General features: G+C 56.6%; 21 protein-coding genes. 8 read left to right on the forward strand and 13 right to left on the reverse strand.

The window, feature by feature from the left end:
* Nucleotides 1–102 precede the first annotated feature (102 nt).
* Nucleotides 103–621 carry a hypothetical protein gene (locus AB4Y35_RS28895; protein ID WP_368707077.1) on the reverse strand — a complete coding sequence of 173 codons (519 nt, stop codon included), beginning with the start codon at nucleotides 619–621 and terminating at the stop codon, nucleotides 103–105.
* Between the two features lie 747 nt (nucleotides 622–1368).
* Between AB4Y35_RS28895 and AB4Y35_RS28900 the strand changes: the two genes are divergently transcribed.
* The 3 genes from AB4Y35_RS28900 (at nucleotide 1369) to AB4Y35_RS28910 (ending at nucleotide 4608) form a co-directional block, all read left to right on the forward strand.
* Nucleotides 1369–1575 carry a ribbon-helix-helix protein, CopG family gene (locus tag AB4Y35_RS28900; RefSeq protein ID WP_368707078.1) on the forward strand — a complete coding sequence of 69 codons (207 nt, stop codon included), beginning with the start codon at nucleotides 1369–1371 and terminating at the stop codon, nucleotides 1573–1575.
* A gap of 381 nt (nucleotides 1576–1956) precedes the next feature.
* Nucleotides 1957–3351 (forward strand): hypothetical protein, encoded by a 1395-nt coding sequence (locus tag AB4Y35_RS28905; RefSeq protein ID WP_368707079.1) that lies wholly within the window; start codon nucleotides 1957–1959, stop codon nucleotides 3349–3351.
* 114 nt (nucleotides 3352–3465) lie between these two features.
* Nucleotides 3466–4608 (forward strand): RelA/SpoT domain-containing protein, encoded by a 1143-nt coding sequence (locus AB4Y35_RS28910; protein WP_368707080.1) that lies wholly within the window; start codon nucleotides 3466–3468, stop codon nucleotides 4606–4608.
* Here the strand turns inward: AB4Y35_RS28910 and AB4Y35_RS28915 are convergent.
* Nucleotides 4605–4745, reverse strand: coding sequence for a hypothetical protein (locus tag AB4Y35_RS28915; RefSeq protein WP_368707081.1), 141 nt, complete (start codon nucleotides 4743–4745; stop codon nucleotides 4605–4607). The genes AB4Y35_RS28910 and AB4Y35_RS28915 overlap by 4 nt on opposite strands.
* A 237-nt stretch (nucleotides 4746–4982) precedes the next feature.
* Between AB4Y35_RS28915 and AB4Y35_RS28920 the strand changes: the two genes are divergently transcribed.
* From AB4Y35_RS28920 to AB4Y35_RS28935, 4 genes are all read left to right on the forward strand, one after another.
* Complete coding sequence (locus tag AB4Y35_RS28920; RefSeq protein ID WP_368707082.1) at nucleotides 4983–6221, forward strand: Shedu immune nuclease family protein; 1239 nt, start codon at nucleotides 4983–4985, stop codon at nucleotides 6219–6221.
* 608 nt (nucleotides 6222–6829) lie between these two features.
* Nucleotides 6830–7129, forward strand: coding sequence for a hypothetical protein (locus AB4Y35_RS28925; RefSeq protein WP_368707083.1), 300 nt, complete (start codon nucleotides 6830–6832; stop codon nucleotides 7127–7129).
* Nucleotides 7130–7132: 3 nt separating this feature from the next.
* Nucleotides 7133–7393, forward strand: coding sequence for a hypothetical protein (locus tag AB4Y35_RS28930; protein ID WP_368689743.1), 261 nt, complete (start codon nucleotides 7133–7135; stop codon nucleotides 7391–7393).
* A 13-nt stretch (nucleotides 7394–7406) separates the two neighbouring features.
* Entirely contained in the window at nucleotides 7407–7622 is a 216-nt protein-coding gene (locus AB4Y35_RS28935; protein WP_368689742.1) for a hypothetical protein, read from the forward strand.
* A gap of 882 nt (nucleotides 7623–8504) precedes the next feature.
* On the opposite strand, the gene AB4Y35_RS28940 is transcribed toward AB4Y35_RS28935, so the two are convergent.
* From AB4Y35_RS28940 to AB4Y35_RS28965, 6 genes are all read right to left on the reverse strand, one after another.
* Complete coding sequence (locus AB4Y35_RS28940; RefSeq protein ID WP_368689741.1) at nucleotides 8505–9191, reverse strand: aspartate/glutamate racemase family protein; 687 nt, start codon at nucleotides 9189–9191, stop codon at nucleotides 8505–8507.
* An 87-nt stretch (nucleotides 9192–9278) separates the two neighbouring features.
* Nucleotides 9279–10034: a gamma-glutamyl-gamma-aminobutyrate hydrolase family protein gene (locus tag AB4Y35_RS28945; RefSeq protein ID WP_368707084.1), complete on the reverse strand. Its 756-nt coding sequence runs from the start codon at nucleotides 10032–10034 to the stop codon at nucleotides 9279–9281.
* Between the two features lie 45 nt (nucleotides 10035–10079).
* On the reverse strand, nucleotides 10080–11213 hold the full coding sequence (locus tag AB4Y35_RS28950; RefSeq protein WP_368707085.1) for a M24 family metallopeptidase: 1134 nt from the start codon (nucleotides 11211–11213) through the stop codon (nucleotides 10080–10082).
* Nucleotides 11214–11256: 43 nt separating this feature from the next.
* On the reverse strand, nucleotides 11257–13017 hold the full coding sequence (locus tag AB4Y35_RS28955) for an ABC transporter permease subunit (protein WP_368707086.1): 1761 nt from the start codon (nucleotides 13015–13017) through the stop codon (nucleotides 11257–11259).
* Nucleotides 13018–13056: 39 nt separating this feature from the next.
* Nucleotides 13057–14133, reverse strand: a complete 1077-nt coding sequence (locus tag AB4Y35_RS28960) for an ABC transporter substrate-binding protein (RefSeq protein WP_368689737.1) — start codon at nucleotides 14131–14133, stop codon at nucleotides 13057–13059.
* Between the two features lie 45 nt (nucleotides 14134–14178).
* The gene (locus AB4Y35_RS28965; protein WP_368689736.1) at nucleotides 14179–15258 is read right to left on the reverse strand and encodes an ABC transporter ATP-binding protein; all 1080 of its coding nucleotides are present in this window, start codon (nucleotides 15256–15258) and stop codon (nucleotides 14179–14181) included.
* Between the two features lie 310 nt (nucleotides 15259–15568).
* Here AB4Y35_RS28965 and AB4Y35_RS28970 point away from each other — a divergent pair, with 310 nt between their 5' ends.
* On the forward strand, nucleotides 15569–16465 hold the full coding sequence (locus AB4Y35_RS28970; RefSeq protein ID WP_368689866.1) for a LysR substrate-binding domain-containing protein: 897 nt from the start codon (nucleotides 15569–15571) through the stop codon (nucleotides 16463–16465).
* A 231-nt stretch (nucleotides 16466–16696) separates the two neighbouring features.
* Here the strand turns inward: AB4Y35_RS28970 and AB4Y35_RS28975 are convergent, their stop codons facing one another.
* The 5 genes from AB4Y35_RS28975 to AB4Y35_RS28995 form a co-directional block, all read right to left on the reverse strand.
* A complete protein-coding gene (locus AB4Y35_RS28975) occupies nucleotides 16697–17149 on the reverse strand; it encodes a D-Ala-D-Ala carboxypeptidase family metallohydrolase (protein WP_368689735.1) in 453 nt (150 codons plus the stop codon).
* The gene (locus tag AB4Y35_RS28980) at nucleotides 17146–17664 is read right to left on the reverse strand and encodes a hypothetical protein (protein ID WP_368707087.1); all 519 of its coding nucleotides are present in this window, start codon (nucleotides 17662–17664) and stop codon (nucleotides 17146–17148) included. Before AB4Y35_RS28980 ends, AB4Y35_RS28975 begins: the two co-directional genes overlap by 4 nt.
* Before the next feature lie 4 nt (nucleotides 17665–17668).
* On the reverse strand, nucleotides 17669–18151 hold the full coding sequence (locus tag AB4Y35_RS28985; RefSeq protein WP_368707088.1) for a hypothetical protein: 483 nt from the start codon (nucleotides 18149–18151) through the stop codon (nucleotides 17669–17671).
* A 2-nt stretch (nucleotides 18152–18153) separates the two neighbouring features.
* A complete protein-coding gene (locus AB4Y35_RS28990; RefSeq protein WP_368707089.1) occupies nucleotides 18154–18567 on the reverse strand; it encodes a phage tail assembly chaperone in 414 nt (137 codons plus the stop codon).
* An 89-nt stretch (nucleotides 18568–18656) separates the two neighbouring features.
* Entirely contained in the window at nucleotides 18657–19679 is a 1023-nt protein-coding gene (locus AB4Y35_RS28995; RefSeq protein ID WP_368707090.1) for a hypothetical protein, read from the reverse strand.
* Between the last annotated feature and the right edge of the window lies 1 nt (nucleotide 19680).

A 19680-nucleotide genomic window follows, 5' to 3' on the forward strand; every position in this document is an offset into this window, starting at 1 on the left:
AAGCCTTTTACGGGTGTGGCCTACCCCTTACCCACGTCGCGCCAGCGGCTTGTAGGCCTTCCGATGCGGTCGGCGATTTTTTCGTGCGCCTACTTGAGCCGTTCAGCGCCTTCGCTTTGAATCGATGGTGCCGATGCGATTGAGTTCCGCCATCAGCCGACGGCGTAGACGGGCGAGAGCCTTACGACCGTCTTCGACTGTCGCGCTGTCTTTAGACAAGTGCCAGTATTCCTCCGCAGCTATCGCCTCCAACTCGGAGAATGTGTAGCGGTCAGTCTGAACTTCGAGCGCGAACCGCCGGCACCCTGGGTTCTCTTTCCAGGCGCGCCGCAGTTCCTCGTAGGTTGGCGTGACGAATGCCGGCAGCCCGAAACGACTACGCTCCGCGCGCTGGCGTGCTTCTTTGGTCCAGTCAACCTCACTGTCTGGTGCATCGACCATGGCAATACTCGCAACGCGATGGCGGTCACGTTTTGTGTGCTCAATCTTGTGTGAGCGCTGGTCCGAGTAGGCCCAGAAGTCGGCACACGCCTCCGCATCGGTCATCCAGACAGCAGTCTGCTCAAAGCGGCCGAGCTTCTCGTCCCAGTACGCCCACTTCCATTCCCACATCGGCTCCATTTGCTTCCTCAAACCTGTATATATATACAGTATAGGGGAAGCGCACTGCCTGCGCGACGCGAGCAATCTGCGGCTATCAATCCATCACGATGTATGGAGTAAAAATCCATACTTAGGGTGCCAGCTGCCATACCTAAAGCTTCCAATAACACACTACATCGGTCGGATTTTCGATCCACTCCGCATAACATCGAGTCTGCAGGGTTAACCGCGGCGAAACCTCGCGCCCCTTGGCTGGCGGGCGTCGTGGACCAGCTTCAATCGAACGCGCGGGCTCATGCGCCCCGCATGCCTATTGCGTTAGCGCGTCGGCATCATTTACCGTTCTTTCGAGATGTCATGAATTGAACTCACTCTCGCCTCAAGACGGGGAGTGCCGCCAGGGGCACAGGTGCTATCCGATTCCTGCCGGAGAGAGCAAGCATGTTCCATGAACCCGACTTCACAGCGGTCCGACTCACGCGACCAATCAAGGCATTCGATGCCCGCCGTTGAACTTTCAACGTTGGACTTTCAACACCATCACCATCACGCCAAATCGTAATCGCCACGTAAGTGATGGCGCGTAGCGTCTCACGGAGCATTTAAACAAACAGCGCGGGTGCGCATTTTTTTGGGCTAGTGGGTATGCATTCCGGCACACCGCATCGTACCTAATCCGGCCAAGAGGGGGCAAAGTGAACATACTGGTTATCAAGTTTTATGGACGTTGTTATAGTGCGGACTCGTTAACGAAACGAGGCTCACATGTCTGTGACGAAACGCGCTGCCAGTACGGGGGAGATAGAGGACGAGGACGGTGGCGCCCGCATCAAGATAAGTATTACTGTTCCCCCCGAAGTGCTGGAGCGCATTGATCACTATCGCAAGCGACGGGGCGGGTTGAACCGCTCAGCCCTGTTTTCGCTCGCGGCGGACTGGTTCATGGATGAGCACCCGCTGAAAAAAAATTAACGTTAGGTTCGGCCAAACAATTCGCACTACACCCCTTTCTGCGCTGGCGGCAGTCGCCCCCACCGCGCTACGAACGTACGCGATGACTGCCGCCGAGCCACCAGCCGATATCCCGGTCATCTGCGCTAGATCGCATGCGCTTCGCGTCCCCAAAGCGGCTAGTGGCGCGGACACCTTTCGGCTTGTGCTTTATGCACGACGCATGTCGTCCGCCGCTGGTACGAGCGTTATTTGCCTTCGGCTGTTCAGTTTCGGACGAACATAAGGCAAGATTTGCCAATAAGGATCTTGATAGCTCTCGTTCACGATTTTGGGGTGCCCATGACGAACACGTCACTAACTGGTCTCTTTCTAGGCGCAGGCGCGTCATACGAGGCAAGCATGCCTCTCGTGTGGGATTTGACTGCAGAGATCAAGAATTGGCTGACACCCGAGAAATTGCGCGAGTTAAATGCTGGTTGGCGCAATCACGGTACGGGCTACCCCGAAGAGGTCATTGAAGACCTTGCAACGGCGCTTCAAATGTCAAATTTGCACTATGAAAGCATTTTGGGATATCTCGAAACGCAATCTAGGCGGAACCACAAATTTTCCCAAGCATATCACGGCCTTTATTCGTGGACGGTCAATTTAGTCTATCAACTACTCTATTTTCGACAAGTTAATAATGACAATCTGCTGAATCGTCAAATTGATTTTTATAAGGGTCTGCGCTCACTTGCCGAGTCGAATAATCCCCTTTGGATATTCTCACTCAACCATGATTTGATCATTGAATTGATTGCCGCAAAATTCTCAATTCCTGTGAATTGCGGATTCAGTCCGAAGCAGATCACTTTACCTCGTCGCAGTAAAGATGGGACCAAGATCGGCGGGCTTCGCGCAGAGGTCATAGAGATGGCAGAATTGGAGTCTGGGGGGATGCACTTCTCGACTTCATCGGAAATGTGCATCAATTTACTCAAAATCCATGGCGCTCTTGACGTCTTTACATTCAACGATGGGAAAGATTTACTGAGATTCCTGCCAAACGAACAAACAGTGGAAGCCACTACATCAACCCTGCGGGCTGTGAATGAGGAATTGGTGTATGTCGATCCGCGCATGCTGGGTGGAACGGTTCAGGCAGTGAATGAAATCGCGTACGCGGACGACGACGGCGAAATGCAGTTTCTTCGAAGGACGCTTCTAGCGGGCGCGCACAAATTTGATGGCTCTGGAAGGCAGGTACTCCCAGAAAGTATGCTGAAGTTCTTTTCCCAGCATATTAACGCAGTTGAAAAACTGATATGTGTTGGCTATGGATTTGGCGATATCCATATCAATACAATTATGTGCAAGTGGCTAGAATTTTCCTCCAAACGGGAGCTGGAGATTGTTAGCCCACAAACAAAGGAGGTTCCTACGTTTTTACTGCACCTCGCAACTCAAGTCAAACTAGTGAAAAGTGGCGCTACGGACTATTTTGATTCGATCTCTGGAGTCAAGCGCTCTCGCAGTGACGAACTTGAAAAGCGGCTAATGGCTACTATTCGGTCAATGGGGAAGGAGCAATCCGCGGCGGCCATTGCCGAGTTCCAACAGAAAGACGGGGAACAAAAGAAGACTGCATATTTAGAAAAGCTCCGTACGATACCCGTTAAGGATGGTCGCCCAGACTTCTCCACCTTAGGTTCGCCTGAAGTACTGGGGCAACAGTGGGCACAAGAGATCCATGGTACTCGGGAGGATATGCTTGACCGCCTTTTAAACTTTCTGGCGGAGAAAGGTCGGTAGTATCACGAATCAGTACCATAGGATTAACCGAATTCACCGCCTTGCCACTGAGGCGGTCGGCCATGCAGCATATAGTCGCCGGCTAGTCAGGCGCAAATGAATGGGGATTGGTTGATGTACCAGAAAACTGAGGCGGAGTTCCGAGAACAAAACAGGATAACGGATGCCGAATGGGAGATCGCAAAACTTGACTGGAACACATTGTCAGCAATCGGGAGTCGTCACAATTCTCAGAAAAACGCCCTCGCACGAGCCGCCGAAGCGATGGCTCGTGACCTTCAAAGCATTGATCGGGTCCATTCCGTCAGATTTCGAGTCAAGGATACCGACCATCTGTTGGCCAAAATCATTCGGAAGCGCGTTGAAGGTGGCGAAAAATATGCGGAAATCGGCGTTGAGAACTATCAAGCGATAATCACTGATCTCGTTGGCGTAAGGGCGTTACATCTGTTCAAGGAAGACTTGTTTCGCATCGACAAGAGCATCCGCGATGCGTGGGAGCAGGAGGAAAATCCACCAGTCGCTTATGTTCGCCAAGGCGACTCGGGGGAAAAGCTCAAGGACGCGGGCTTCGATGTCAAAGACCACAAAGCAGGATATCGATCGGTCCACTACATAGTCTCAACCAGTCCCCGACGGCAAAAAATACTTGCAGAGATCCAAGTTAGGACTATTTTCGAGGAAGGTTGGGCTGAAATCGATCACGCGGTGAAGTACCCCAACTTTTCTGATGACGAATCCGTCGCCGAGTTCTTGGGTATCTTCAATCGGTTGGCCGGTGCGGCGGATGAGATGGGAAGCTTCGTACGGCGGATGACCGAGTCGGTCCGCACAGTTAATGCGATTGTGAATCGCGATGACGACGCACTGCAGCGCTCACTCAGGGACGCGCTCAACCCCGTGGACGTATCCGACGGAGAACTGAACAAGTTCGCGACATTCCTCAGTTTGACCGACAGCTTGTCGAAAAATCCATATCGTCGCAAGAGGAAAGCAATGGACGACGCGTTCCGCATTTACGATCCGACGGACAAAACCAGAGGAGATTTTGTGAGCTTCACGATTTCTGATGGCGATCAGACGGTTCCTGGTCGGATTTCTCGAACAGCTTTGGCTATCCTCCGTAGTCCAAATGACGGCGACGACTTGGCTACTTTCGAAGCCCAAAAGGAAAAGATCAGAGCCGCTGCATTCAATATGCGCAGATTGAATCCATCGCTGGATCTCATCGCTCTGGGATCAAACAACTTTAGTTAGAAAGCTTCTTCGCGAGCCGCTGGTTTGACTGTGAAATTGCATTCGAGGCCCAATGCCGACGGCACGCCATTAAGTGCGGCCAGCACCGTTCCCGGGTCGAAGCGCTGCGCGCTCATCGTCTGTTCAACAAGCGGCATTGCCCCCTCATCTACGCGAGGTTCAGGTGGACTTCAAACGAACAGGCAGGGCAGTATTCACTGGTCCCGGTTGATCAGCGGGCTCTTCTACTTTTCAGCGCGCGGGCGGTCCCCTGCCACCGTTGGAAGGCCTGATGGCCCAGCAAAATCAGTACTTCGACAAAGCCTGGGTACTTTGGACCAGAGGCTTTGGCACCCCACATCTAGGCGCGAAATCATCTCGCATTGAGAGGAAGCATGTTGGATTTCCGTACCACGAAGACCGGCGTCGATTGCGACTACCAGCCGGAATTTGGCACTCAAAATCAGTGGGTCTGGGAGGAAATGAAGAGTGGGAAGTCCATGGAGGTATCTCGCGCATTCTCCTTTCGAAAAGCGGACCTCAAGAATCCGCCCACCAACAAAACAGACTTTACTGAGTACGTCTATACATTTCGCTTTGGCACGTTTGAAGACGAGTACTTGCGGATCCCCGGTCGTGTCTTTTCTATCGAGCGAGATGTCCTCGTAAGCCGCGAGCTTCGGCTCAAACGTTCGATCTTTGTCGCGGAACGAAATGTCTCAATTATGAAGCGGCTCTCCGATCTTCTCGATAACGACGAGCCTATTGTAATCGGAGGCAGCCGCGCCGGGACCATCCCACTGCCCGTCTATCAGGAGTTGCTCAAGAAATTTCCGACCACACACGAGCTTAATCGCTACGCTGCTGCACGCGTTCACACCATCCTCTCGCAGTATGTGGACGGCATGAAGGATGCACGGGAGCGTTACGAGTCCTACCTCGATAAGCGGTCAGCACTGAACGGAACACTTTCTGCTGAAAAGCCGCCGGAACTCAAAGCGTTGAAGGAACAGGAGGTTCTCAAGTACCGCCTTATCCATGACGAGATTCAACAGAGTCTGCTGAGCGGTAAGAACCTGTCCGAGAAAGAATGGCAACAGCGGATGGTTTCATTCCTTCTACTGTTGTTTCCAAAGTACATCAGGGTGCTTCAAAACATCACAATTAACGACTACTACAGCAAGTCCGGCAAAACGTCCAAGCGATATATCGATATCGGGCTAGTGGACGCGAGCGGGAACCTCGACGTCATTGAACTCAAAAAACCTTTCGAAGACAAAATTCTTCGCCAAGGACTGTACCGAGGTAACAACATTCCGACTGCCGAGTTGACCGGTAGCGTCATGCAGGCAGAGAAGTATCTCTTTCACCTGTCGAAATGGGGTGTCGACGGAGAGCGCGCCCTCACCAAGGCCTACGCCTCCGAGCTTCCTCCTGGATTTGATATCCGGATATCAAATCCGAAGGCAATCATTATCGTCGGCCGCAACCAGCTTGGCGGAAAGAAGATGACTGATAGCCAGCAACTCGATTTTGAAATCATCAAGCGCAAGTACGCGAACATGATGGACATCATCACTTACGATGACTTGCTAGGCCGCCTTCAAAACACCATCTACGCGCTGGAACACTGACAACACGCCACTCCGGCCAGTGACGTAGGGCTTTCTGTGCCGGAGGGCGGCGCTTCGCGGCAGACTACATCCAGCACGACGTGTAGAGCGTGCCCCTGGCCAGACGCGCCGCACGCTCGAGGCCAAGCGCGAAACCAAACCCGAATCGCCACTCACCCAACCGCGCCCCGGGCGAACATCCGCTTCGGAGCATACCTAGTGACCGCTTCGGATCGATCAGGCTCATCGGGCCGACGCCGCGACCCGGCGCGCTAGATGCTCCACGATAAGCCAAATCGCCAGAGAGCCAATCCCGGCAACGCATCTGGCTGTTGACGACGGCTATATAGTAGGCGCTTCGCTAGCTGCCGCGTCGTGTATCTAGTTATGAGAGAGCGCACACGCGCGCCGCGGCGCTCGCTGCTCGCACTGCTGCGCGAGCTTTCCGCTCCCCCAACACGCACGCTCGCGTCCAGCACGTGCGATGGCATGTGCGCGCCATATCGAGAATTACTCTCAACCAGAGCCTAGAGCGGTTCACCAACGGGTATTTTCCCTGCATACGCCACATGCCCGTAGGCTACAGGTGAAGGGTTAGAGGTAGCCCGGAACTGAAAGAGGCAAGCGAGATGGTTAATAAGTACAACGGATGGACTAACTATGAAACCTGGGCGGTCCATTTGTGGCTCACGAACGATGAAGGCACGTATCACTACTTCTGCGAAGTCATCGACGAACTGAAAGCCAACTTCGAAGAGGGCGACGAGGACGCGCATGCGGAGATTGTTGGGGAGCTTGCCAGGCACCTCGAAGCTGAGCACGAGGCGCACATGCCACCGATGCCGACGAGCGTGTACACCGACCTGCTCACTCACGCACTCGGGATGGTCAACTGGCACGAGATCGCAGCAGCGATGATGGAGGACTGAGCGATGAGCAAGACAACCGAGGCACTGCGCGGGCGCGGTCGCCCGAGCGCGTTAGTCCCGGGCTCGGTCCCGTATCGCATCAGTGAACTGCAGGTCGGCGAGGCGTTCGTCGAGCTTGAGCAGCACGCACACACGCGCCGGTATCTGTGCACCTGCGCAGAGAACGTACCGGGCGCAGCGTTCGAAGTCACGCTGTGCTACGGACTCGCGCACGGATTCGAGGAAGCGCCTTTCCGGCTCTTTCGAGTCACGCGCACCGCTTGAGATGGAGGTAAGCATGCGTTACGTTGCGAAGCTCTCGGCGCTGGCCTCTACCGTGTACGGGTACGGCGCGACCGATGATGAGGCAGTGCGCGACGCGATAGCCGCGCTGGGGTTCCTGCCCGAGCACACTGCGCGGCTCACCGTGTACCACGAGCATGACGGTGGCGAAGTCAACCTGAGCTACTTCACGCACTACGGCACGTACATCATCGACACGGGAGGCGCATGACTCGATGACGCATTCGCGCCCTGAAAAGCCCCGCCAAAGCGGGGCTTTTTTATGGGTGCTCGACCACACGTGCGAAGCGCCCAGAACGTCGCGCAGTGCCCTGGCGCGCTCCACCCAACACAAACACGCGCGCCCGACCGGCCAGCGTCGCTGGGGCGCTCGCATCGCGTCGCTGGTCGTCTCTCGCGCACGCCTGACGCATGCGCGCGGCACTCGCGAGCGGATGGCGCGCCTGATTGCTGGAATGCACACGATCCTCCCGGCGTCGCCCCGACACAGCGCAACGGGTCTGTAGTCTCACGCCAGCCCGCCGAGCGGCGGGCTCTTTTTTGCCGTCGCAGTTTCCGGGTGGGCTCTGTCCGACCCGTAGCGGTCCGTCGACCCATCTGACCCATCGCAACATCCATGGCAGCTTCAAAAGCACAACGGCCGTTCATCGATTCGCGTAGAGAGACGCGGTTGGGCCTGCTCGAACGAATGGTTGGGCGAACGCGCTGCTAACTGCCTCAAACCGGCCGCTCATTGAAGCCAAGGTGAGCCACGGCTATGACGTGCCGATCCACAACTCATGAGAGATGTCATCAGACCGCAATGTGGGCTCGTCGATCCGAATGGGTGGCGGGAGAGGGGCACCTTCGGTGACGGCTGTCGGGTGACAGAGAAAGTGAAAATTGTGCCAGGTAAGTGAAAAACTGCTGACACAGATAGTGAAAAGCCTGCACTTAACCAGGCCGGTACGGCTAGGCGAAGTTAGCTCGAACTCCGGCACGATTTGATTGAACGCCTGGAACGTGAATAACCGCGTCCGCTACCGAAAGCCAGCGACCACGAGCACCGGGCGCTGGCTTTGGATCGGCGTCTGGAAGTCACCGCCTCAGCTTGCTACAAGCACGGACTCATCTCGATCATTAACCGTCCCAAGCTAACGTAATCAGCGACGGGAAGACCGGTCGCCTCTCGCACTGCATCTGCGGCCAGCGGGAAGCCTGCGCACTCCAATACGATCGCTCCGATCGCTGGATTCGCCTTCATCAGAGACTCCACGGCTGAAACGATATCGCCAGTCACCACTTCCGGGGAGATCACCGGATTCGGCTCAGCGAGCTCACGCCATGTCTCGGAACCTTCAATTCCGCCGACAGCAACACTTATCTCACGCGTTGACCAGCCTGCACCAGCGAAATGTCGTTCTTCCAGCTTCGTGGAATCATAGGTCAGAATCCCCACCACCTTTCCGGCCGGTAGCGTTCGAGCAAGAAGTGGCACCAGCAAGAGACTTGAGAGCGCGAGCGGAACGTTGATGGCGGCTGCCACGTCGTTCTGAAAGGGAGCGCTGAATCCACAGTTTGCGATGATCGCCGACACACCTTCGCTCTCAAGCTGCTTGGCGCAAGCGATGTACGCCTCTTTGATAATCGCGCTCGAAGATCCCACGACCGAATTCGTGGTCGCCCCCGGCACTGTCAGGCGCTTGACCGGGAAGCCGAATGTGCCGGGCGCGCTGAGCGCGCCCGGATGCATCATGGGCCTGTTTTCCAGCTCAAGAATCCCTAAAACTTTTTCTGTCATTTTGCGTTTCACCCAAAAGCCCTCTAAAGGGACCGTCCATCATACTGTTCGAGGGCGGCCCCGCGGTCGCGGATCATGTCCGCGTTCTTAGCGTGCGGCTCGTGCTCGACAGCGACTTCGCACAGCGTCCCCAAATGCTTTGAAAAGAGGCGACGATACATCATCTCGTTGAAACTCCCATTCAGGGTGCCATTGAACGCCCACAACAAACGTGGCTTGCGGCAGTCGCACTGCTTCGATGACACCGTCCTCCGCCTTCGCTTCAATTTCGAGGTCATCCGCAAGATCCCTGATACGCTGAGTGTGAAGAGAATTCACACGTGCCGACGTTCGACCGATGATCTTGGTGAACAGTCCACCGCTAGCAAAGTGGATCTCATGTCGGGCGCCATAACGCACGGAAAGATCCTCGGAGTCTGCTGCAACGTGCACGGCGAAGTCTGGGTCCTTATCCATTTGAGTCTGAAGTGTGCCGCCTAAAGCCACGTTCAGCTCCTGCATACCTCGGCAGATCGCTAGTACCGGAATATCTCGTTGAATTGCAAGGGCAACCAATCTCAGGCAGGTCGCGTCGCGGCGCGGATCAAACGGCCCGTCCGAAACGGTATCACTGTCGTACAGCGACGCCTCAAGGTTCGATGCGCTTCCCGTCAAGAGAATCCCGTCGAGGGATTCGACTACCCGTTCAGCCAGCGCCTCGCCTGACGCCGGCAGAATAACTGGGACTGCTCCAGCACCAATGGACACCGCTTCGACATACTTATCGTGAACGGTATGCGATGGAAATCCTTCGATTGTCTGGTAGCACGCGGACACCCCAACTAGCGGAAACGTTTCAGACATGTTAGCAATCCTGACAGGTATGTATCGAAAAAAGCAGCTTGGAGGTCACGAGATGAGCAATTCGCGTGGGTAGCGGGTGATCGGCTCATAGCCGTTGTCGGTGACGGCAATCGTTTCGCTCACGCCAAAACCATCGACGAACAGGTAGGTGTGAAACGTCATACCTGGCTCGAAATACCAGTCCGACACAGGAGCCGCCTCAAGATACTCTGCGCCATTGGGGTACAGCATCAGTCCGACCGAATAGAACGTTTTGTAATGGTATTCGCTCACCTTCCCAGTAGCCTCTGCGCCTCGCCGATAAATCGCGTCGGCCGCCCGTACAGACGCGTTCGGCCGAACTTGCGCAAGAGCCTCATCTTGAATCTCGAACAACCGCCGAGCGAAGTCGATCTCGTCACGTGACGCCTCGCCCACCTTCAAGGGCCGGAAGAATCGTGCGTGATAATTGTGTACATGGGGACACATTTCCAGTTGCACCGTGTCACCGCGCTCCAAGACGCGATCGGTGAACACGCAATGGATCGAATGTGCCGCTTCGCCGGAGGCAATCGGACCCGGCTCAGCACGATCACTTCCAGCGCGAACCATCGCTGCTGCTACCGCGGCGCCAATTTCTCGTTCGCTCGCACCGACGCGTGCGACACCGCGCGCGGCGTCCATTGCTGCCTCAGCAGCACGACCAGCTCGTCGCATATAGTTCAGCTCCGCCGTGGATTTGATGATGCGGCGACGACGAACCAGGTTGCCTACGTCCTCGATTTGAAGATCTCCGGGCAGCACGGTCTTGAGCGCCTTGAATCGGGAGGCATTGAGTTGCCAAGAGAACATCTCCACGCCTAGGCGCTTTTTGTTGCCTAAAACCGATGCAACCGCCTTCGCCACCAACTGCTCTATGTTGTCGCCATCAGACCAGCGAAAGCTTTTCTCGAAGGCGCAACTTTTCTCAAAATGGTAGATCTCCGCGCGTCGATAGACGATGACGGGCTCGCCCTCCGCCGGCACCACAGCACAATGAAACCCGTTGTACCCCCGAGGCGAGAGATATCCCGTCAGATAGGCGACCGACTCCGGCTCCAGGGCGATCAGTGCGTCTAATTCCTTCTCGCGCATGTCCGCCTGCACATTCGTCACTCGTTGCCGATATTCACTTTCGCTGAAGATTAGATTACGTGGCATTGGATCACTTTAATTAGGTAGGTTGAAGGTATTGATGTGTGCTCTAGCCTGCCTTCTCTCCAGCGCCCGGGGCGACGCGTCGCGCAATTGCCAGCAAAACGATGGACAAGATGATGATTGCGGACGAAGCCGCTGCCATAGTCGGGTCAAGGTCGAAGCGGATACCTTCCCACATCCGCATCGGCAAGGTCTTTGCCGAGTCGCTGCTCACGAAAAGCGCGATGATGATGTCGTCGAACGACGTAAGGAACGCGAACAGCGAGGCCGATATGATGCCTGGCCGAATAGCAGGAAGCGTAATTTTGGCGAACGCGACGATGGGGTGGGCACCGAGACTTTGGGCTGCAACCTCGGGTCGAGTGTCAACGCTCTTGAGCGACGCCATCACAAGGATAAGGACGATCGGAACTGCGATTACGGTGTGCGCCAACGTGAGTCCGGTCAATGTCCCGATAAGCCCCAACTTCGCAAACTGAAAATAAATTGCGACTGCGGTTATCAACGTAGGAACTACTGAGGGCGAGACAAGGAAGGCAGTGATCACAGCCTTTCCCGCGAACTTACCTCTCACCAGCGCGATCGCGGCCAAGCTGCCAATCAGCGTGGAGATCACTGCTACCGCGATAGCCACTTGAAGGCTCGTCAACGTTGGCTTGATCCAATCGGCACGTGTGAAATAGTTCTCGTACCATCGTAGCGATAGGCTGGGCGGTGGGAAGTCGAGGTAGGGAGAGGCCGAAAAGCTGATCGGGAGGATGATGAGTATGGGAAGCACGAGGAACGTGACAATGAGAATTCCGGTGATCCATGCAGCCGCTCCTGGCCGGTTTGACAGCTTCGGAGACCGAGCCTTAGGAGCCCAGTTGGAGGTCGACGCGGTGGGAAGACGGCCCATGATCTGGGTCGCGATGCGCAGCGGGTTCGATCGGGAGCGGCCAGCGTTACGAGATCTCCTCGCACTCACCATCACAACTAGGCGGTACAGACCATAAAGAAGGAAGGTCGCGAGCAGGAGAATCACGCACATTGCCGAAGCAGCCTCCCAGTCAGAAAGCTCATTAACGGCGCGCTCGATCAACATGACGAATGTCACATCGTGCGGTCCACCCAACAATGCGGGTGTCACGAAGAATCCCAGCGTCAAGATGAACACCAGTAGAAAGCCGGCGACCATGCCTGATTTTGTCAACGGGACGAAAATCAGAAAAAAAGCAGCAGCGGGCCTCGCCCCCATGCTTTTCGCTGCATCGATGAGCCGCCAGTCAACCTTCTTCATCGCCGACAGCAGAGGGAACACCATCAGCGGCAACATGATGTGCACCGTTCCGACATAGACGGCAAACCTGTTGTAAAGGATGCTCAGGGGCGTTGAGCCGAGTCCACTGTTGAGATACAGGTCATTGACTACACCATGACGTCCGAGCAGAACCATCCACGCAAAGCTTCGGATAAGTGTGCTTGTCCACAGCGGCAGAACTACGAGCGCAGTGACGATCACGCTCCAACGCTTGCTGAGCCTCGAAATCAGGTAAGCGATCGGATAGCCGACCAAAAGACAGATCAGGGCGACGAAGAAAGACAGTCGAAACGTCTCAAAAAGCACGAGCACGTTGTAGCTGTCGGAGAGCACTCGGACGTAGTGCGTCATCGTCCAATCGCTCTGTCCAAAGCTGATTCGGAGAAGCCGGACGAGGGGCCACCCGTAAACAACGCCAAGAACGAGAATCGCGGGCACCAAAAGCAAGATCGGTGACAGCCGCATAGTCGATCGTGAAACGCCTTTTTGTGAGATGAAACTCGACATGTCTTTCAGATCCTATGGAATTGCGTTGCCCTTTGCGGATTACTGGCGGATCCAGTTGTTCCACATGTCGGTGTTGCGTTCGAGGTTCGTTCTACCTTGACTGCGTTGTGCCCACCACTCCGCGTTGAGCTTGAATTGCAGCTTCAGATTGTCGGGATGGGTCGGAAGCTGGCGAGCAATCTCAGCCGGCAGCAAGTCAAGTGAGCGTCGATTGGGAGGCCCGTAGGGAACCGCACGACAAAGTGCTGCAAGCGGCTCTGCTCGCGAAGCGAATTCGATGAATTTCAGTGCGTTCTCACGGTTCTTCGCGCCCTTCGGGATAGTCCAGAAGTCCGCGGTTAGTTCGCCCTGGTTGAAGTCGTAGTCAACTGGCGCACCCTGCTCTTTCAGTTGCACGATTCGGCCCTGTGACGCGAAGCCGATATCGGCTTCTCCACTGACGAGCGATTGAGGGACCATAGTGCCGCTGGTCGCCCACTTCAACACCGAGGGACGAATTTTCGACAGGCTGCGGTACGACCGCTCAAGATCGAGCGGATAGAGTTTGTCGGTAGACACGCCGTCGGCGAGAAGCGCAAGCTCGTTCGGACGGACGACGTAGCTGCCTGCGGGAAGGATGCGTGAACCTGGGAAGGTCTTTGCATCCCAAACTTCTGCCCAGGAACGTGGGTGATGTTCCTTGGTGAATTTCTTCGTGTTATACGCGATAACATATGAGTAGCTGATCGTCGCTACGCCGTAAGGGTGCATGGAGCCCGGAAGAAGCTCGCTCATCACTTCTTTGTTCAGCGCGCTGTAGTCGACCTTTTCCAGCAGATTCGACTCCGACATCGTGAGCATGTCACCGGGCACCGCCTCAATCACGTCCCAGTCAACCGATCCGCTCATCACCATTGCACGGACCTTAGCCAAGCTCGGGCCCGTCGCCTCGATCACTTTGATCCCAGTTTGCTTTTCGAAGGGCTTGAATAAGGCTTCGCGCTGGGCGTCCTGGAACGTGCCACCCCATGAGGCGACTGTGACGGTGCCAGCGTCCTTTGCAAAAGCCCGGCTACTACCAAGGCCAACTGCCAGCGGCGCGGCTGCACATCCCGCTATAAATTCTCGTCGATTCATTTTCGAGTCTCCATTTGAACGCCTGACCGCAGCGGTCTGCTTTTATTAGCGGTCGGTCGCGAACACCATGGTGTCCGTCACTTTCCACGAAACTTGAGTGCGATCACCCATAACCGGATGTCGCGTGTTTTTTAGATTGTTCAGCTTCACCATGAGCGTTTCTGAGCTCTCGGTCTTGATGCTGTAAGTGACTGCATCGCCTGCATAGGTAGACTCGACAATCTGGCCAAACGCATGATTGTCATCGCGGGTTGCGGCGTCGAAAGCGAACCTCTCCGGGCGGATAACGACCGAAACGGTGGAACCAACCGGCGCATCTGTAGGTTGCCCCGACAATTCCATGCCACCCTTCGTCCTGACACGACATCCTGTTTGAGTAAGCGATGTGACGACGCCTTCGAGCTTTGTGGAATGGCCAATGAAGTCCGCGACAAACAGAGAGTTCGGTTTTTCGTAAAGCATCTCCGGCGTGTCCAGTTGCACGACTTCGCCGTTGTTCATTACCGCAATGCGATCCGACACTGCCAGCGCCTCCTCCTGGTCGTGTGTCACCATTACAGTCGTCACACCGAGTTTTCGCTGCAGGTTCTTCAGTTCGTTCTGCATGCTCTCTCGAAGCTTTCGATCAAGGGCGCTGAGTGGCTCATCGAGAAGAAGAACGGGTGGATCGAAAATAATCGCTCGTGCTAGCGCGACACGTTGCTGTTGACCGCCGCTTAACTGATTCGGGAGGCGGTCGGCAAATGCAGAGAGGTGCACGAGTTCGAGTGCACTGCGGACCTTCGTGGCAATCGCGGCTTCCTTCACCCCCCGCATGCGTAGCGGAAAAGCGAGGTTATCCTCGACAGACAGGTGTGGGAACAGAGCGAGATGCTGAAAGACGACGCCGATATTGCGCTTATGCGGCGGCAACATGTCGACGCGGCGCCCTTCGATGTACACCTCCCCCGACGTCACATCCGTGAATCCGGCGATCGCCATCATCGTGGTCGTCTTGCCTGATCCACTGGGTCCCAGAAGGGTAAGAAACTCCCCAGGGGCGATGTCAATGGAGACGTTCTTGAGGGCGGGAAAATTCTCGTAGAACTTTGAGATCCCGCAGAGGCGAACCCCTTGATTCGTCATTCCGGGCGATTCCGCCGCTGACCGTGGCTGGACCAGCGTATCCGCGGGGGGCTGAGCGACCATCATTAAGTGCCTCCAAAAGATTCTAATTCGTGCCAATACGCACCGGCGCGAGGGCTCCCGCAGCGCGGCCGTCGTCGCCTCGACGAGCAGCCCAAGGCGAGTTTCGCTGCATCCCGCGCTCAGTTGCATTGAATTCAATTGATACCCCGAAAAACTGCGCGGATGCTCGTCTACGGAGCTAAGATTACCTGTCAGCAGGGCCCCTGGAATGAGGCCAAAATCAACAGTTGAATTTTTTTTGTGTATCATGGAACTTGAAACGAACGATACGGAACCGCCGTTGCGCGCCATCCGCGCCTTCGAGGCCTTTGCCGAGCGTGGTTCAATCGCAGGAGCTGCGGCTGAGCTTAATGTCACGCCCTCGGCGGTTAGCCATCAGCTACATGTGCTGGAGACCCACATGCAGACTGCGCTAACTGTGCGCAAGGGCCGCGCCCTATATCTCACCGACGAGGGTCGCGATTATTACCGGTCAATTCACAGTGCATTCACCGTTCTGCGGACGGCTACCCGTCAAGCGCAAGAGCGTTCAATGCTGACCCAATTGACCATCGGGGTGACCGGCATTTTTGGAAGCAACTGGCTGTTGCCGCGAATAGGCCGATTTACCGATGCGCATCGGGACATAGGTATCAGCGTCGTATATTCGATGCACGGCAGTTACCCAAGCGATTCGACAGATCTATCGATTCGCATGGGAACGGGACGCTGGCCCGGGTACCAAGCCACCCGCTTGCTCTCCGGCGTGCTAGTGCCCGCATGTACACCGGCCTTCGCGCGAAGGTACGGTCCGTTCCGTCATGCCCGCGACATTGCTCAGGCGCCGTTAGTACATGATGGGAATCGAGCGCGATGGGCTGCGTGGTTCGCGCATGCGGGCGTACGAACTGATCGCCTGACAGGCCCACTGCTCGAAGACGGCCAATTAACACTGGCAGCGGTTCGGGCTGAACTCGGCTTTGGACTCATGCGCGCGAAGATTATTGAGCGAGAGCTGGCGGAAGGCGTACTGGTCGCGCCGCTCGATCTGACGCTCGACATCGGTCTGGATTATTACCTTTGCGTTCGCGAGGACATGCCAACAGGGGACGCAGTTGCAAAGTTGAGCAAATGGCTCTTGTCTGAAGTACGCCAATCCGGCTGAGTCGCGAATAACTCCCCTCGCATGGATGTCATGAACAGAAACGCTCTCGCAGGTAGGGCGTTTTGACGACGTAGCCGGTTCCCTGAGAGGTACATTGCAAGCTGAGCGGCCGGTTACCGAGCGGAACCGACGGCTGAATGTCTGTGCGATGGTCCCAGCGAATGATCCTTCACAGCCGACTACAGCCTTAATCGGTCTTCCCGGATATTCTCGGAGTACCTCTATTTTGCTTCACGGCAGCCCCGACGTATATGTGACGGAGCCGCTCCCAAAGTGAGCCGTGAGAACCTGCCGCCGTACATCGCGGCCTTCGGCGGCTATCGACAGGTGGACCCAAGTGCCCTCGAAAATTAGTTGCTCGAAGGGTATCGACGCGTCGGCATCGATGGCGCGGCACACCTGCAACGGGGAGCCGAAGCCGGGGCAAATGAAGTCGGCAGCGCGCCCGCTCATGTGGTCGCTCGTCGCGGACCCGCCGACAAGACGGTTGACACCGGGCGCGCGGTAGGCCGACGAGATGAGCATCGGTCTGCCGTGGAGCAGCGTGCGCACGAGTTCGAGCACATCGGCCAGCCGCACAAGGTTGTCGAGTTCCGCGGGGCCGGGTTGATTCGAGATGCCGTGCCGCGTGGCCGTCTCGGACTGTATAAGCTCGTCGAGCGAGAAGTGCGGGGATAGCCTCATGGCCGCTTGCTCCGACGCACGAGCACCGAATCGGCAAACCAGAACGTAAGCACGCCAGCGAAGATCGCGGCATCGTCATCATCCCACACGATGGCAACCAGCGACGTGACAGTGGCGCTCGTCGGGCCCGCCGCCTGTATGACTGCATCGCGAATCACGATGAGCTTGAAGGCGACGTAAAGCAGCAGCATCAGGTACGTTGCAACCGGGCGCACGCTGAGATTGAGCGCATCGGCCCACCGCACGCCGGTCAGATGCGACTGCGCGATCACCATCGACTCAGCCCTCGCCTGCTCAACCGCAAGCCGCCCGTCAGCCTCAACGTTCTCAGCGCCGAGTTTCGCGATGTCGAGCCGCGCCGCGAGTTCGGCACGCACTTCCTCAAGATGCAGTTCCGCGAGCCGCACGGCGTTATCTTTCTGCTGCCGGCTGGCCCACGCGCCCAGCATCTCGGGGAACAGCCGCAGCACACCGCCTCCTACTGCGCCGAGCAGTGCAAAGACGGTCGAATGCATGGCTTCACTCCTGCGGAGGAAGGATAGGCGGGTCTGGTGGGGGCGATGCCGTGACGGGAATGAATTCGTATGCAGTCTGCGGAGGGGCAAGCGGAACGTCAGGCCACTCGATGTCCTTCGGATAGCCTGGCTGGTTCGGCACGTCCAGCACCTTCTGCCTGATGTCCTGCAGGAGTTGCACGCGGGCCTCGTCGCCCTTGTGCTGTGCCTCCTCAATCTCGTGGTCGATCTGCATGAGCATTGATTCGATGATCGCCTGCGCGTCCTTCTTTAGACCGTCCTCTTCGAACTGCGCGCGATACTTCTCGCACAGCGCTGGCAGTTCATCTGGCGTCGGCTGCGGCGCATCGAGGGTCCACGACATGATCGATGAATCGGCGTCCTGCTTTCCGTCGATGCCCACATGGTAGGAGAGAAAATAGTTTTCGCGCGTCGAGCCGGGGTACGCCTGCGAGAGCGCGAAGGCGAGAAGGTTGATGTCGATCATTGCTATGCCTCCGCAGGCAGTTCAGGCCAGTCAACGTCGAACGGAAACCCGCTTTGCAGAGGGAGATCGCGCAGCGCCTTGCGATATGCCTTGAGCGCAGTCACCTTCGCAGCGTCCTCGGCTTCCACGGCCCGCGTCAAAAAGCTGTCGGACTGATCGAGACGCGCATTGCGCTCCCAGCGAACGTCGCGCGCGCAAACGGTTGCCTTTGCGGTGTTCACATGCGGCGCGACGGCCTGCATCAATTCGGGAAGCGAAGGCTCGGGCACGCCGTCGATAGTCCACTGCGCAATAAATGCGCTCGACAACTGCACGTTCGTTTGAGGCTCGACCATGTGCGCAACGTAGAAGTCTCGCCCATGAACCGCGTTCGGGTAGAGGATCGAGATCGCGGCAATCAATTCGTCGTGCGTCATCCACTGCTCCCGCGGCACTCCCTCTCCCGCCTTCTGCCTTGTGAGCGCGTCCGATTGTTGTTTCGTGACCATAGCCATGCACCCCTCCGTTATTGATTTCGCAGAACGATGCCGCGCGCCCACGTTTCCCACGATGCACCACGCAGGCCGACCATCACCCACGGGCCGGGACAGGTGACCTCGCCGTGACCGCTTGAGCCCTGTACGATGCGACCGAATTCCGCGAGTCCGCTATCGTGCTGACACTGCGCGTGCCTCGTCGCAAAGCTGCCCCCCAGACCGTTGATGCGATTGTTGATATCACCGATCACGTTCGATAGCCAGTTCCCCGCCCACGGCATGTAGAGATTCCCATCGCTCACCCACGCAGCGCCCCAACGCATCCGGTATTCGCCCATGCTATTCAGGCTTCCGCCATCGTCAATATCAGCGATGACTGCGTTATAGGCATGATTGATCCATTGCATCCCGCCGCCAGAGGGTCGGCCTCGCAAGCGAAACCACGTGCCATCCTGCGAGCGCAATTCAAGTTCGCCATAGCCCGTTCCCGTCGCGCCCAGCGGCATTCCACCAAGCGAGCATCGATATCCGGTATTGATCGATTCGCGCGCCGAAAATGTACCGTTATCGGAACAGTTCATGGTCACTATACTTCGAGCGGAATTAATCCATTCCAGCCCACCGATACCCGACGCGTTATACGAATAACGCATTAACGTACTACGGTCATTCGCCCATCCGGAAAACATAGAGAGGCCATGCGAATGAAGCGCGTCAAAGTCGTTGCGAATGAACTGGAGTTCACCGTACATCTGATCGCCGACCCGGTTTACCTTGCCAGCAAGGCCGTTATTTGCGGCGTTCACTGCGTTGCGGAGGTCCAGCAGCGGATCGTCAAGCGGGCCGATATCAACCCAGCTTGTATTGTCGTTTCGACGGCGCATCAACCGGCCGCTCGCCGTGTTGCCCCACCACATGCCGGGGTAGAGTTCGGCTGGTTCGGTCGGCCCTGCGTTGTCTCCAATGAGCGCGAGGATGATCGCGTTCAACTGGATGCGCATGTCGAGGCCGGTCGGATGCGCGGGAACCTGATAGTTGTCTACCTGAGCCATG

The organism is Paraburkholderia sp. EG286A, from assembly GCF_040965375.1.
GTDB lineage: Bacteria > Pseudomonadota > Gammaproteobacteria > Burkholderiales > Burkholderiaceae > Paraburkholderia.

Excerpts from the sequence above, each read along its gene's own strand:
- AB4Y35_RS28895 (WP_368707077.1), bottom strand. The coding sequence starts at position 621 with ATGGAGCCGATGTGGGAATGGAAGTGGGCGTACTGGGACGAGAAGCTC.
- AB4Y35_RS28900 (WP_368707078.1), top strand. The coding sequence starts at position 1,369 with ATGTCTGTGACGAAACGCGCTGCCAGTACGGGGGAGATAGAGGACGAG.
- AB4Y35_RS28905 (WP_368707079.1), top strand. The coding sequence starts at position 1,957 with ATGCCTCTCGTGTGGGATTTGACTGCAGAGATCAAGAATTGGCTGACA.
- AB4Y35_RS28910 (WP_368707080.1), top strand. The coding sequence starts at position 3,466 with ATGTACCAGAAAACTGAGGCGGAGTTCCGAGAACAAAACAGGATAACG.
- AB4Y35_RS28915 (WP_368707081.1), bottom strand. The coding sequence starts at position 4,745 with ATGCCGCTTGTTGAACAGACGATGAGCGCGCAGCGCTTCGACCCGGGA.
- AB4Y35_RS28920 (WP_368707082.1), top strand. The coding sequence starts at position 4,983 with ATGTTGGATTTCCGTACCACGAAGACCGGCGTCGATTGCGACTACCAG.
- AB4Y35_RS28925 (WP_368707083.1), top strand. The coding sequence starts at position 6,830 with ATGGTTAATAAGTACAACGGATGGACTAACTATGAAACCTGGGCGGTC.
- AB4Y35_RS28930 (WP_368689743.1), top strand. The coding sequence starts at position 7,133 with ATGAGCAAGACAACCGAGGCACTGCGCGGGCGCGGTCGCCCGAGCGCG.
- AB4Y35_RS28935 (WP_368689742.1), top strand. The coding sequence starts at position 7,407 with ATGCGTTACGTTGCGAAGCTCTCGGCGCTGGCCTCTACCGTGTACGGG.
- AB4Y35_RS28940 (WP_368689741.1), bottom strand. The coding sequence starts at position 9,191 with ATGACAGAAAAAGTTTTAGGGATTCTTGAGCTGGAAAACAGGCCCATG.
- AB4Y35_RS28945 (WP_368707084.1), bottom strand. The coding sequence starts at position 10,034 with ATGTCTGAAACGTTTCCGCTAGTTGGGGTGTCCGCGTGCTACCAGACA.
- AB4Y35_RS28950 (WP_368707085.1), bottom strand. The coding sequence starts at position 11,213 with ATGCCACGTAATCTAATCTTCAGCGAAAGTGAATATCGGCAACGAGTG.
- AB4Y35_RS28955 (WP_368707086.1), bottom strand. The coding sequence starts at position 13,017 with ATGTCGAGTTTCATCTCACAAAAAGGCGTTTCACGATCGACTATGCGG.
- AB4Y35_RS28960 (WP_368689737.1), bottom strand. The coding sequence starts at position 14,133 with ATGAATCGACGAGAATTTATAGCGGGATGTGCAGCCGCGCCGCTGGCA.
- AB4Y35_RS28965 (WP_368689736.1), bottom strand. The coding sequence starts at position 15,258 with ATGACGAATCAAGGGGTTCGCCTCTGCGGGATCTCAAAGTTCTACGAG.
- AB4Y35_RS28970 (WP_368689866.1), top strand. The coding sequence starts at position 15,569 with ATGGAACTTGAAACGAACGATACGGAACCGCCGTTGCGCGCCATCCGC.
- AB4Y35_RS28975 (WP_368689735.1), bottom strand. The coding sequence starts at position 17,149 with ATGAGGCTATCCCCGCACTTCTCGCTCGACGAGCTTATACAGTCCGAG.
- AB4Y35_RS28980 (WP_368707087.1), bottom strand. The coding sequence starts at position 17,664 with ATGCATTCGACCGTCTTTGCACTGCTCGGCGCAGTAGGAGGCGGTGTG.
- AB4Y35_RS28985 (WP_368707088.1), bottom strand. The coding sequence starts at position 18,151 with ATGATCGACATCAACCTTCTCGCCTTCGCGCTCTCGCAGGCGTACCCC.
- AB4Y35_RS28990 (WP_368707089.1), bottom strand. The coding sequence starts at position 18,567 with ATGACGCACGACGAATTGATTGCCGCGATCTCGATCCTCTACCCGAAC.
- AB4Y35_RS28995 (WP_368707090.1), bottom strand. The coding sequence starts at position 19,679 with ATGGCTCAGGTAGACAACTATCAGGTTCCCGCGCATCCGACCGGCCTC.